General features: G+C 71.7%; 10 protein-coding genes and 1 tRNA gene. 6 read left to right on the plus strand and 5 right to left on the minus strand.

Annotated features, from left to right (window positions below):
• Positions 1-158: 158 nt before the first annotated feature.
• Positions 159-1,550 (minus strand): cystathionine beta-synthase, encoded by a 1,392-nt coding sequence (locus tag MXD57_RS01240; protein ID WP_250399354.1) that lies wholly within the window; start codon positions 1,548-1,550, stop codon positions 159-161.
• A 161-nt stretch (positions 1,551-1,711) separates the two neighbouring features.
• Here MXD57_RS01240 and MXD57_RS01245 point away from each other — a divergent pair, with 161 nt between their 5' ends.
• The 3 genes from MXD57_RS01245 (at position 1,712) to MXD57_RS01255 (ending at position 5,174) form a co-directional block, all read left to right on the plus strand.
• Positions 1,712-2,731, plus strand: coding sequence for an SGNH/GDSL hydrolase family protein (locus tag MXD57_RS01245; RefSeq protein WP_250399355.1), 1,020 nt, complete (start codon positions 1,712-1,714; stop codon positions 2,729-2,731).
• A gap of 154 nt (positions 2,732-2,885) precedes the next feature.
• Positions 2,886-4,106: an acetyl-CoA C-acetyltransferase gene (locus MXD57_RS01250; RefSeq protein WP_250399356.1), complete on the plus strand. Its 1,221-nt coding sequence runs from the start codon at positions 2,886-2,888 to the stop codon at positions 4,104-4,106.
• A gap of 273 nt (positions 4,107-4,379) precedes the next feature.
• A complete protein-coding gene (locus MXD57_RS01255) occupies positions 4,380-5,174 on the plus strand; it encodes a hypothetical protein (RefSeq protein WP_250399357.1) in 795 nt (264 codons plus the stop codon).
• Positions 5,175-5,199: 25 nt separating this feature from the next.
• On the opposite strand, the gene MXD57_RS01260 is transcribed toward MXD57_RS01255, so the two are convergent.
• Positions 5,200-5,511 carry a hypothetical protein gene (locus tag MXD57_RS01260; RefSeq protein ID WP_250399358.1) on the minus strand — a complete coding sequence of 104 codons (312 nt, stop codon included), beginning with the start codon at positions 5,509-5,511 and terminating at the stop codon, positions 5,200-5,202.
• A gap of 99 nt (positions 5,512-5,610) precedes the next feature.
• On the opposite strand from MXD57_RS01260, the gene MXD57_RS01265 reads away from it, so the two are divergent.
• The gene (locus tag MXD57_RS01265) at positions 5,611-5,841 is read left to right on the plus strand and encodes a DUF4287 domain-containing protein (RefSeq protein ID WP_250399359.1); all 231 of its coding nucleotides are present in this window, start codon (positions 5,611-5,613) and stop codon (positions 5,839-5,841) included.
• 204 nt (positions 5,842-6,045) lie between these two features.
• Here MXD57_RS01265 and MXD57_RS01270 read toward each other — a convergent pair whose 3' ends face one another.
• Both MXD57_RS01270 and MXD57_RS01275 read right to left on the minus strand, forming a co-directional pair.
• Positions 6,046-6,888, minus strand: coding sequence for a Bax inhibitor-1/YccA family protein (locus MXD57_RS01270; protein ID WP_250399360.1), 843 nt, complete (start codon positions 6,886-6,888; stop codon positions 6,046-6,048).
• A 290-nt stretch (positions 6,889-7,178) separates the two neighbouring features.
• A tRNA-Leu gene (locus tag MXD57_RS01275) sits at positions 7,179-7,265 on the minus strand.
• 391 nt (positions 7,266-7,656) lie between these two features.
• Between MXD57_RS01275 and MXD57_RS01280 the strand changes: the two genes are divergently transcribed.
• Both MXD57_RS01280 and MXD57_RS01285 read left to right on the plus strand, forming a co-directional pair.
• On the plus strand, positions 7,657-8,475 hold the full coding sequence (locus MXD57_RS01280) for an ABC transporter ATP-binding protein (protein WP_250399361.1): 819 nt from the start codon (positions 7,657-7,659) through the stop codon (positions 8,473-8,475).
• Positions 8,475-11,003 carry an ABC transporter permease gene (locus MXD57_RS01285; protein WP_250399362.1) on the plus strand — a complete coding sequence of 843 codons (2,529 nt, stop codon included), beginning with the start codon at positions 8,475-8,477 and terminating at the stop codon, positions 11,001-11,003. The genes MXD57_RS01280 and MXD57_RS01285 overlap by 1 nt, the downstream gene beginning before the upstream one ends.
• 64 nt (positions 11,004-11,067) lie before the next feature.
• Here MXD57_RS01285 and MXD57_RS01290 read toward each other — a convergent pair whose 3' ends face one another.
• Entirely contained in the window at positions 11,068-12,357 is a 1,290-nt protein-coding gene (locus tag MXD57_RS01290) for an SAM-dependent methyltransferase (RefSeq protein WP_250399363.1), read from the minus strand.
• Positions 12,358-12,377 lie beyond the last annotated feature (20 nt).

A 12,377-nucleotide genomic window follows, 5' to 3' on the forward strand; every position in this document is an offset into this window, starting at 1 on the left:
GGGAGCCGCTCCCGCCCTGCCGACACCACCAATGTGCCGGACCCGTGTTAAGCGGGTGCTGCGCGCACGTGACACCCTCGTACCAGTTGCAGAACGGCTCGGCCGGTACAAGTCACCCCCGGTTCGCCGCCGTTGCCGGCGCTTCACCGCGGGTTCGGCTACTTGCCGCCGCCCTTTGCCAGGAAGGCCAGCAGGTCCTGCCGGCTGACGACTCCGGTCGGCTTGCCCTCGACCAGGACGATCGCGGCGTCCGCGGAGCCCAGCACCGACATCAGGTCGCCGACCGGCTCGCCGGAGCCGACCTGAGGCAGCGGGGCGCTCATGTGCTTCTCCAGCGGGTCCTCCAGCGAGGCCCGCTGGGAGAACAGGGCGTCCAGCAGTTCGCGTTCCACCACCGAGCCGACGACCTCCGCGGCCATCACGTCCGGGTGACCGGCGCCCGGCTTGACGACCGGCATCTGCGAGACGCCGTACTCGCGCAGCACGTCGATGGCCTCGCCGACGGTCTCCTCGGGGTGCATGTGCACCAGGGACGGGATGGTGCCGGCCACCTTGTCCTGCAGGACGTCGCCGACGCGGGCGCTGGGGCCCTCGTCCTCGAGGAAGCCGTAGTCGGCCATCCACTCGTCGTTGAAGATCTTCGAGAGATAGCCGCGGCCGCTGTCCGGGAGCAGCACGACCACGACGTCGTCCGGGCCCAGCCGTTCGGCGACGCGCAGCGCGGCGACGACGGCCATGCCGCAGGAGCCGCCGACCAGCAGACCCTCCTCCTTGGCCAGGCGGCGGGTCATCTGGAAGGCGTCCTTGTCGGAGACGGCCACGATCTCGTCGGCCACGGTCCGGTCGTACGCGGTCGGCCAGAAGTCCTCGCCGACACCCTCGATCAGGTACGGCCGGCCGGATCCGCCCGAGTACACCGAGCCCTCGGGGTCGGCGCCGACGACCTTGACCGCGCCGTCGGAGGCGTCCTTCAGATAGCGGCCGGTGCCGGAGATCGTGCCACCGGTGCCGACGCCCGCCACGAAGTGGGTGATCTTCCCCTCGGTCTGCTCCCACAGCTCGGGTCCGGTCGAGTGATAGTGCGAGAGCGGGTTGTTGGGGTTGGAGTACTGGTCCGGCTTCCAGGCACCCGGGGTCTCGCGGACGAGGCGGTCGGAGACGTTGTAGTACGAGTCCGGGTGCTCGGGGTCCACGGCGGTCGGGCAGACCACGACCTCGGCACCGTAGGCCCGCAGCACGTTGATCTTGTCGGTGGAGACCTTGTCAGGGCAGACGAAGATGCACTTGTAGCCCTTCTGCTGGGCCACGATGGCCAGGCCCACGCCCGTGTTGCCGCTGGTCGGCTCGACGATCGTGCCGCCCGGCTTGAGCTCCCCGCTCTGCTCGGCCGCCTCGATCATCCGCAGGGCGATGCGGTCCTTCACGGAACCGCCCGGGTTGAAGTACTCCACCTTGGCCAGGACGGTCGCCTGGATGCCCTTGGTCACGTTGTTGAGCCTCAGCAGCGGGGTGTTGCCGACGAGGCTGATCATCGAGTCGTGGAATCGCACCGTTGTCTCCGGTTGCTTGCAAAAAACATCTGTCTTGGTGGTGCCGCCAGCCTACGGCCCCGGACCGGCCCCGGACGGGCGTTCACTCCCCGTTGAGATTGGCGCACGGGTTGTACGGGGCAAGGAGTGGGTGTACGGCTACGAGGAGGTGGCGGCGACGCATGACGAGCATGTCGAGGGCACGGGTGGCCCGGCGCATCGCGGCCGGAGCGGCGTACGGCGGCGGCGGGGTGGGGCTCGTCGGAGCGGCCGCGGTCGGCCTGCTGCTGGCGGAGATGCAACTGGCCCGGCGCCATGTGGGCAACGGCGGCGTGGGCCGGGTACCGGTGGCCGACGGGGTGTACGGGCACGCCTACGACATCCCCGGTGAACCGCCGCTGCGGCTGGCCCTGCTCGGCGACTCCACGGCCGCGGGACAGGGCGTGCACCGGGCGGGCCAGACGCCGGGCGCGCTGCTGGCGTCGGGGCTGGCGGCGGTGGCGGAACGGCCGGTGGAGCTGCGGAACGTGGCGTTGCCGGGCGCCCAGTCGGACGACCTGGACCGGCAGGTGGCGCTGATCCTCTCGGCCGCCGATCCGGTGCCGGACATCTGCGTGATCATGATCGGCGCGAACGACGTGACCCACCGCATGCCGCCGACGCGTTCGGTACGGCACCTGTCGGCGGCGGTGCGCCGGCTGCGGACGGCGGGTGCGGAGGTGGTCGTCGGCACCTGCCCCGACCTCGGCACCATCGAGCCGGTGCAGCAGCCGCTGCGCTGGCTGGCCCGCCGGACCTCACGGCAACTGGCGGCGGCGCAGACGATCGGGGCGGTGGAGCAGGGCGGGCGGACGGTGTCGCTGGGCGACCTGCTGGGCCCGGAGTTCGAGGCGAATCCCCGGGAGCTGTTCGGTCCCGACAACTACCACCCGTCGGCGGAGGGCTACGCGACGGCGGCGATGGCGGTCCTGCCCACGGTCTGCGCGGCTCTCGGCCTGTGGCCGGCCGAGGAGGAACGGCCGGACGCGTCCCGGCGCGAGGGCTTCCTGCCGGTGGCCAGGGCGGCGGCGGAGGCCGCCTCCGAGGCGGGCACCGAGGTCACGGCGGCCATGCCCACGGGCCCCCGCGGCCCCTGGGCCCTCCTCAAGCGCCGCCGCCGGCGCCGGGTGAGCGAGCCCGAACCGGCCCGGCCCGCGGTGTGAGCACCGTGGGGCGGGTGGTCACGCGAAACCCCTGGGACCCAAGCAAGCGCTTAGTAAATTGCGGTCAGTGTCACACCGCGACACGGGTGACCTGAACCATACGGCCGGGTAACTTCCCAACCGGCCCTGCCCAACTCCGTCCTCTGGAGCCGTGATGCCCGAAGCCGTCATCGTCTCGACCGCCCGCTCCCCCATCGGCCGCGCCTTCAAGGGCTCCCTCAAGGACCTGCGCCCGGACGACCTGACCGCCACGATCATCCAGGCGGCGCTGGCCAAGGTTCCCGAGCTCGACCCCAGGGACATCGACGACCTGATGCTCGGCTGCGGTCTGCCGGGCGGCGAGCAGGGCAACAACCTCGGCCGCATCGTGGCCGTGCAGATGGGCATGGACCACCTGCCGGGCTGCACGGTCACCCGCTACTGCTCCTCGTCGCTGCAGACCAGCCGCATGGCCCTGCACGCCATCAAGGCCGGCGAGGGCGACGTCTTCATCTCGGCCGGCGTCGAGATGGTGTCCCGCTTCACCAAGGGCAACTCGGACAGCCTTCCGGACACGCACAACCCGCTCTTCGCCGAGGCCGAGGCCCGTACCGCCGCCGTGGCCGCACAGGAGGGCACCACCTGGCACGACCCGCGCGAGGACGGCCTGGTCCCGGACGCCTACATCGCGATGGGCCAGACCGCGGAGAACCTCGCCCGCTGGAAGGGCGTGACCCGCCAGGACATGGACGAGTTCGGCGTCCGCTCGCAGAACCTGGCCGAGGAGGCCCTCAAGAACGGGTTCTGGGAGCGCGAGATCACCCCGGTGACCCTGCCGGACGGCACGGTCGTCGCCAAGGACGACGGCCCGCGCGCCGGGGTCACGCTGGAGGGCGTGCAGGGCCTCAAGCCGGTCTTCCGTCCGGACGGGCTCGTCACGGCCGGCAACTGCTGCCCGCTCAACGACGGCGCCGCAGCGGTCGTCATCATGTCCGACACCAAGGCCCGCGAGCTCGGCCTCACCCCGCTCGCCCGGATCGTCTCCACCGGCGTCTCCGGCCTCTCCCCGGAGATCATGGGCCTCGGCCCGGTCGAGGCCTCCCGGCAGGCCCTGCGCCGCGCGGGTCTGGGCGCCGGCGACATCGACCTGGTCGAGATCAACGAGGCCTTCGCCGCCCAGGTGATCCCCTCCTACCGCGACCTCGGCATCGACCTGGACAAGGTGAACGTCAACGGCGGCGCGATCGCCGTCGGCCACCCCTTCGGCATGACCGGCGCGCGCATCACGGGCACGCTGATCAACTCGCTCCAGTTCCACGACAAGCAGTTCGGCCTGGAGACGATGTGCGTGGGCGGCGGCCAGGGCATGGCGATGGTCATCGAGCGCCTGAGCTGACGCACCCTCGGTAGCGGGCGCGGCACCCTACGTCAGGCAGTGACCCAGAACCCGGGAAAGCCCCGGGTTCTGGGCCGTTTTGTGATCCAATCTCCCTCAGGATGTGACCTATGTCCCTCGCGAGGGTGTCCGTGCAGGTCAGAGCAGCGAGTCAGGAGTCCGCGCCACCGATGCCCTGTCCGTTTCGTGACGTTACGCACTGACAGCGGGTTAGTCCGCCCTTCAAGCTGATGTAGGAAGTCGGGGGTCGACTTTGAACCTGGGAGTACGTCAGTGAGCGCCATGCCCTTCGCCCTGCTGCTCACCACGGCCGCCACGGGCGCCGTGGGCGTCGCGGTCCTGCGGACCGTGCTGAAGCTGCGCCGCCAGCTCACGCGGCTGCAGGAGCAGCTCGCCGAGAACCAGGCCTCCGCCAGGCGTGCGCCGCTGCCCGCGGCCCGCACCGCCGACGCGGAGGAGATACGCGCGGCCGTGGCCGAGGCGCTCGCCGAGGAGCGGGAGCGGGAACTGGCCGAGGCCCGCGCGTTCTGGGCCGCGCAGGAGGCCCGTGACGCCTCCGACGCGCCGTCCCTGCTGAACCTCACCGAGAACGACCTGTTCCTGCCCCGGCAGGCCGACTTCGCGGGCCTGGACTCGCTGGAGCCGGTCGCCGAGCCGGCCGCGGACACCGACGAGGTCGCCGGGGGCGAGTCCCCCGAACTGGCCGCGGCCCGCCGCCGCCACCCCTCGCACCCGGACTTCGTGCCGGTGCAGTCGGCGGCGGTGAACGACCACGAGCGCACGGTGACCACCCTGGAGCAGCTCGCCGCCGACCGGGTGGAGCTGTCCGACGTCCGGCCCGGCCCCCTGGGCACCCTGGACGTGTACGTCTTCGCCGACGGCACCACCCTGTGCATGACTCCCGGCCACCGGGAGACGGCGGACCGGCTGGCCGCGGCCGTGCGGGAGGGCGACACGCCGTACCTGCTCGGCGGCTCGGGCATCTCCGGCGCCTACACGCTGACGTTCGCGTGCGGTGGCGGCGACATGGTCTACATCCTGGCGGACCGGGTCATCGCGTCCCTGTGACGGCGGCGGAGGCCGTGGCGGCGGCTCAGACGCCGGCCCGCTTCCGCGCCTCCTCCACCAGCCCGACCGCCTCGCCGACCTCGTCGTCGGTGCGCAGCACCAGCGACAAGTCGTGCGCGGCCACCAGGATTTGGTCCGCCGCGGCGAACATTCCGGCGTCCGGCATCTCCCGGGGCTCGGCGGCCGGCTCCTCCACGCGCTGCGCCCACCGGGCCAACTCGTTGGCCAGGGCCAGCGCCTCCGCCGCGGCTCCCCGCTGGAGCCGACTCTGCGGAGCCGCCCGCAGCCGGTCGGCGAAGTGATCCACTGCTCGGGTCAAGGGTGTCGTGTCAACCACGGGCTGAGCGTAACGCGCCGCACTGTTGCCAATACGCGAACGCTCAGGCACGGTGACGTGAAGGACCGGCTTACATCCCCTTTGCATCCGGAGGCGCCGATGTCCCGACTCTTCTCCGAGGAGACCCACCGCAACCTGCTCGCCCGCATCCCCCATTGCACCGGCCGTGAAGTCTCCGACTGGTTGCGCACCGTCGAAGAAGGCCCCGCCCTGTTCCGCTTCGAGGAGAAGGTCAGCTGGCTCCGGCACGAGCACGACCTCGCCTACGGTCACGCGAAGGCGATCGTCCACGAGTACGACCTGAGGAGGGCGGCCCGCAAGCTGCTCTAGTGCCGCGGCGGCCAGGGTCCGCCCCGTCGCCGGGCAGGCCCTGGCCGGCGAGGCACCGGGTCCCTCGTCCGGATCGGCCCGCGAGCCCGGCACGATCCGGACCGGAGGCCCTGGCGAGCGCGGCGCCCCGGCCATGGCGAAGGGCCCCTGCGATCCGCCTTCGACGGATCCGGGGCCCTTTCCCACGACCTCTCGCGGGCGGCGCTAGTCGTTGCTGCTGAAGATCGCCACCAGCCGCAGCATCTCCACGTAGATCCACACCAGGGTGAGGGTGAGGCCGAACGCGGCGAGCCAGGACTCGCTGCGCGGGGCGCCGTAGGCGATGCCGTCCTCGATCTGCTTGAAGTCGAGGGTGAGGAAGAAGGCGCCGAGCACGATGGCGATGATGCCGACGATCGCGCCGAGCGGGCCGAAGCTGCGCAGGCCGCCGTCCTCGGCGACACCGAACGCGACCAGCAGCAGGTTGACCGCCATCACCAGGATGAAGGCCATGGCGATGGCCATGCCGATGCGGGCGTAGCGGGCCGTGACGCGGACCCAGCCGGCCTTGTAGACGAGCAGGGTCGCGGCCGAGACGGCCATGGTGCCGAGCACCGCCTGGAAGGGCGCACCGCTCCAGCGGCTGTTGAACATCTCGCTGATGACGCCCAGGAAGACACCCTCGAAGGCGGCGTAGCCGAGGATCAGCGCGGGCGACGGCGTGCGCTTGAAGCTCTGCACCAGCGCCAGGACCATCGCGACGATGGCGGCGCCGAAGGCCAGGCCGTAGCTGGTCGTGGAGACCGGCAGGAGGACCCAGGCGAGGGCGGCGCCGACGGCGACCGTGCCGAGCGTGAAGGCCGAGCGCATGACGACGTCGTCCATCGTCATCCGGTCGGTGGCGGCCGGGGCCTGGGGCGGCGCGCCCTGCTGGACCTGCTGGGCGTAGGGGTTCTGCGCGTACGGGTTGCCCTGCGCGTACCCGGCCTGCGCTGCGGTGTTGAAGCCGGCGTAGCCGTTGTCGCGGCTGAACCCCCGTCGCGAGAAGACCGGGTTACTGCTCCTCATTTCACTCCTCCATGGCCACCGTGCGCGGCCTTGGCCCAAGAGTAATGGATTGGCAAAAGGGCGGCCGTACTACTTGAGGGGGATCTTTCCCCCGCGCTGTCACCCAACACGCCACCCGAACCCCTGATTCCCCCTGTGGGACCGCTCACTCCGGCCGGAAGCCCCACTCGGGCACCGGCCGGGCCGGTCCCGGCCGCGGCGGTCGCGCCGGACCGGCCGCGCACATGCCGCTGTCAACGGCCAGGGGCGGCGCGCCGGGGGGCCGGGAAGCGGGCCGGAAAAGGAGAGGGTGGTGCCCGGAGCCGGACTTGAACCGGCACGCCCGCGAAGGGGCAGCGAGGTTTAAGCTCGCCGTGTCTGCATTCCACCATCCGGGCAGGCCATGGGCACCGCTGCGAGGCTCCGAGCCTATCGGGGCACATCCCCCGAACAGACGGGGCGATGGACCGATGTTGTCTTATTTTATTGATGTCTGAGGGTGCATCAGCACTCGGAACTCGCCATCCGCACTTGCCACCAGCGTGACGGGGCGTGGGTGCACACGTACGCGGAATGACGGAATTTCACCTACCGAACGAGGGCGCTCGTCCTGTTCTGGCCACCGCGCGTGTCAGGGCCTCCCGTCCTCCCCAGGTATGACACGGGCCCGCCCCGTCCGACCGGAGTCGCCCCCCGGAACCGGAACAGCGGCTGACTACACGCCCGCCGGCGGCCGGGACGATGAATCGAGTCCCGAGCACGACGCCGTCCCGACAGGAGCACCCTCCCGTGACCACCACAACCACCGCCGACCGGGCCACGGCCGTGGCCGCACGCGCCACCGAGCTGTCGAAGATCTACGGGCAGGGCGAGACCCGGGTGGTCGCCCTGGACCGGGTCTCGGTCGACTTCCGGCGGGCGGAGTTCACCGCGATCATGGGACCGTCCGGTTCCGGCAAGTCCACGCTGATGCACTGCGTGGCGGGTCTGGACACCTTCTCCTCGGGGTCCGTGCGCATCGGCGAGACCGAGCTGGGCTCCCTGAAGGACAAGCGGCTCACCAGGCTCCGCCGGGACAAGATCGGCTTCATCTTCCAGGCCTTCAACCTGCTGCCGACGCTGACCGCGCTGGAGAACATCACCCTGCCGATGGACATCGCGGGCCGGAAGGCCGACAAGGCGTGGCTCGACCAGGTCATCCAGATGGTCGGGCTGTCCGAACGGCTCGGGCACCGGCCCTCGCAGCTCTCCGGCGGTCAGCAGCAGCGCGTGGCCGTCGCCCGCGCGCTCGCCTCCAAGCCGGAGATCATCTTCGGGGACGAGCCGACCGGGAACCTGGACTCGCGCTCCGGCGCCGAGGTGCTGGGCTTCCTGCGCAACTCCGTGCGCGAGCTGGGCCAGACGGTGGTCATGGTGACCCACGACCCGGTGGCGGCGGCGTACGCGGACCGGGTGGTCTTCCTCGTCGACGGCCGGATCGTCGACGAGATCCACGGCCCCACCGCCGGCTCCGTCCTCGACCTCATGCGCGGCCTTCCCGGCGGCGCCGGCGGCACGGCCACCGGGCCCCTGAACTGCGAACTCGACGCGAAGGGCCGTGCCCGCTGATGTTCCGCACCGCTCTGCGCAACGTCTCCGCGCACAAGGCCCGGCTCCTGATGACCGTACTGGCCGTCATGCTGGGCGTGGCCTTCGTGTCCGGGACCCTCGTCTTCACCAACACCATCTCCGACGCCTACCAGAAGAGCTCCGCCAAGGGCTTCGACCAGGTCGACGTCGCCGTACGGCCCGAGTACCAGGACTCCCGCGGGGACCGGGTCGGCAGGACCCCCGAGCTGACCCGGGCCCTGCTCGACCGGGCCGCCGCCGCACCCGGCGCCGCCTCCGCGACCGGTGTCGTCACCGGCTTCACCGCGATCGCCGGCAAGGACGGCAAGCTGCTCGGCGACGGCTGGCAGTCCGCGGGAGGCAACTACTGGGGCACCGAGGACGCCCGCTACCCGCTGGTCGCCGGGCACGCGCCCAGCGGCCGGGGCGAGGTGCTCATCGACGCCAGGACCGCCGAGCGGGCCGGCTACCAGGTCGGCGACACCGTCCGGCTCTCCGTGGACGGCCCCGTGCTCACCCCGCGCATCAGCGGCGTCTTCCGCACCGACGACGGCAACGTGGCCGCCGGCGGCAGCCTTGCCCTGTTCGACACACCCACCGCTCAGGCCCTGTTCGGCAAGAAGGGCACGTACGACGAGATCGACGTGAAGGCGACGGCGGGAACCAGCCAGCGCGCGCTCAAGACCGCGCTGGACGAGGCACTTCCGGCACAGCTCGTGGAGACCACCACCGGCAAGCGGCTCGCCGACGACCAGGCCGAGATGATCTCCACCTCGATGAGCGGCCTGAAGCGGAGCCTGCTGGTGTTCGCCGGCATCGCCCTGTTCGTCGGCACGTTCATCATCGCCAACACCTTCACCATGCTGGTCGCCCAGCGCACCAGGGAACTGGCCCTGCTGCGGGCGGTCGGCGCCTCCCGCCGCCAGGTCACCCGCTCGGTGCTGATCGAGGCGCTGGTGGTCGGCACGGTAGCCGGGGTGACGGGTCTGGCCGCGGGCGTCGGCATCGGCGCCGGACTGCGCTCGCTGCTGGGCGCGTTCGGCGCGAGCGTGCCCGACGGGCCGCTGGTCGTCACGCCGGGCACCGTGCTGACCGCGCTCGCCGTCGGCATCGTCATCACCGTGCTGGCCGCCTGGCTGCCGGGCCGCCGCGCGGCGAAGATCCCGCCGGTGGCGGCGATGAGCAGCGTGCACGCCAAGGCGACCACCAAGTCGCTGGTGCTGCGCAACACGCTCGGCGCGCTCTTCTCGGCGGCCGGCGTCGCCGTGGTCCTCGCGGCCACGACGATGGACACCGACTCCGCCCAGGGCCCGATGGGAGTCGGCGCGGTGCTGCTCGTCATCGGCGTGTTCATCCTGACCCCGCTGCTGTCCCGCCCGCTGATCGCGGCCGCCGCGCCCGTGCTGCGCGTGTTCGGCGTCGCGGGCAGGCTGGCGCGCCAGAACTCGGTGCGCAACCCGCGCCGTACGGCGGCCACGGCGTCCGCGCTGATGATCGGCCTGACGCTGATCACCGGCATGACGGTGATGGCGGGCAGCCTGCAGACGTCGATCGACCGGATGGCCAGTTCGGCGATCCGCGCGGACTACGTCGTCTCGATGGCCAACCGGGGCCCGCTGTCCCCGGACGTGGCGCGCCGGCTCGCGGGCGTCGACGGGGTCACCGCCAGCAGTCCGCTGCGCAACGGCGCGTCCCGGATCGGCGGCGAGACGGAGTACCTGACCGGCGTCGACGGCTCGGCGATCGGCAGGCTGACGGACCTGAAGGTGGACGACGGCTCCTTCACCGTCGGCGGCTCACGGATCGTGGTGGACAAGGACCGGGCCCGGGAGCACGGCTGGCGGGTCGGCTCCCGGATCACCGCGCACTTCGAGGACGGCGCGGCGCGCGGCCTCACGGTCGCCGGGATCTACGAGGGCAACGACATGTTCAACGGGATCATGCTCGACAACGAGGTCCTCACCCCGCACCTGGCCGACCCGGCCGACATGCGGGTGATGGTCAGGACCCGGGGCGGCGCGTCCGACGGCGCGAAGGACCGGCTGGAGAAGGCCCTCGGCTCCAACCCGGCGATCCTGGTTCAGGACAAGAAGGACATCTCCCACGACATCGCCAGGATGTTCACGCTGATGCTGAACATGGTCTACGGCCTGCTCGGCATGGCGGTGATCGTCGCGGTCCTCGGCGTCATCAACACCCTGGCCATGTCGGTCTTCGAGCGCTCCCAGGAGATCGGCATGCTGCGCGCGATCGGTCTGGACCGCCGGTCGGTCAAGCGGATGGTCCGCCTGGAGTCGCTGGTGATCTCCCTGTTCGGCGGCGTGCTCGGCATCGGCCTCGGAGTGTTCTTCGGATGGGCGGCCGGCGAACTGCTGGGCACCAAGATGCCGACGTACGAACTGGTCCTGCCCTGGGGCCGGATGGCGCTCTTCCTGCTGCTGGCGGGCGTGGTCGGCGTACTGGCCGCCCTGTGGCCGGCCCGACGCGCGGCGCGGCTGAACATGCTGGCGGCGATCAAGGCCGAGTAGCCGCACGGACGACCGGGGCCCCGTTCCGCGCGCCGGAACGGGGCCCTCGTCGTGTCCCGGCGTGTCAGGTGTTCCAGGTGCGGGTGCGCAGGGGGAGCCCGCAGGCGCCCGAGCCGGGGGTGCGTACGGCCAGGACCTGGTTGACGCCGATGCGGTTGCGTTCGAAGGCGAGCGCGGAGGCGGCCATGTACAGCAGCCAGACGCGGGTCCGGCCGGGGCTGGTGAGGCGCATCGCGCGGTCCCGGCCCGCCTCCAGCCGGATGACCCACTGGCGCAGGGTGCGGGCGTAGTGCTCGCGGATCGACTCCACGTCGCGGACCTCGAAACCGGCCCGCTCGAGCTGGGTGACGGTGGTGCCGATCGGCGCGAGCTCCCCGTCGGGGAAGACGTAGGCGTCGATGAACGGGTCCACCTCGTAGGAGGACTCGTCGCGCTGCGGGCGGCGGGCGATCTGGTGGTTGAGCAGCCGCCCGCCGGGCTTGAGCAGGGCGTACAGGTCGCGCGCGTAGTCCAGGTAGCCCTCGGCTCCGACGTGTTCGGCCATGCCGATGGAGGAGATCGCGTCGTAGGGGCCGTCGGTGACGTCCCGGTAGTCCTGGACGCGGATCTCCACGCGGTCGGTCAGCCCCTCGTCCGCGACGCGCTTGCGGGCGTACGCCGCCTGCTCCTGGGAGAGGGTGACGCCGACGACGCGCACGCCGTGCTCACGGGCCGCGTGGATGGCCATCGAGCCCCAGCCGCAGCCGACGTCCAGCAGCCGCTGCCCCTCGGTCAGGCCGAGCTTGGCGCAGACGAGTTCGAGCTTGTCCCGCTGGGCCGACTCCAGTGTGCCGCCGTCCTGCCAGTAGGCGCACGAGTAGACCATCGACGGGCCGAGGACGAGTTCGTAGAAGTCGTTGCCGACGTCGTAGTGGTGGCTGATGGCCCGCCGGTCGCTGTGCCGTGTGTGCAGGTGACGGCGTCTGCGGACCTCCTCGCGGGGCGGGGCGGGCGGGATCGGCGGCCCGGCGAGTCTGAGCAGTTCGCGCACGGCGGCCCGCACCTCGGGGTCGCGCAGCGCCTCGGCGAGGCCGCGGGCGTCCTCGCCGCGTTCCCACACCGGCCCCGCCATGACCTCGAGGACCGCGTAGAGGTCGCCCTCGATGTCGAGGTCCCCGGAGACCCAGGCCCGGGCCAGGCCCAACTCTCCGGGCTTGAACAGCAGTCGGCGCAGGGCCCGGCGGTTGCGGACGACGAGGGCCGGGGCGCCCGGCGGGCCGTCCTGCGAACCGTCCCAGGCGCGGATCCGCACCCGTAGCGGTGCTCCCAGCAACTGCTCGGCAAGCTTCCTCAGCCGCGACGCGGCGTCGGCCATGGCGCACACCTCCAAGACGA

The organism is Streptomyces cellostaticus (assembly GCF_023630175.1).
GTDB classification, from domain to species: Bacteria; Actinomycetota; Actinomycetes; order Streptomycetales; family Streptomycetaceae; genus Streptomyces; species Streptomyces cellostaticus_A.